A 270-nucleotide genomic window follows, 5' to 3' on the forward strand; every position below is an offset into this window, starting at 1 on the left:
GATTGGTGCCGTCAGGCCGATAGCCCCACACCTCGGCCAAGTTGAACATCTTGCGCAGGATGCTGAACGCCTTGTTCGCCTCGGTCTGTTTGTACGAAAGTTTTTCCATCAGTCCGGCAACGTCAGGCCGCTTCACGTCGTGAACCTTCTTGCGGCCCAGCAGCGGGATGATGCAGCGCTCAATGACGCCTTGATAGCCGACTCGGGTGCTGGGTTTGTTGCGCTTCTTGGAGTAGTCCTCCATAAATTTCTTGCACAACTCCTCAACGG

General features: G+C 55.9%; 1 protein-coding gene. It reads right to left on the reverse strand.

Going from position 1 to position 270, the window contains the following annotated elements; genetic code table 11:
* A partial coding sequence (locus tag AAEZ09_RS28325; RefSeq protein WP_502947608.1) for a tyrosine-type recombinase/integrase occupies nt 1–270 on the reverse strand: 270 nt, incomplete at both ends.

Origin of the sequence: Pseudomonas sp. 65/3-MNA-CIBAN-0223 (genome assembly GCF_040310425.1) — a bacterium.
In the GTDB taxonomy this organism is placed as follows: domain Bacteria; phylum Pseudomonadota; class Gammaproteobacteria; order Pseudomonadales; family Pseudomonadaceae; genus Aquipseudomonas; species Aquipseudomonas gregormendelii.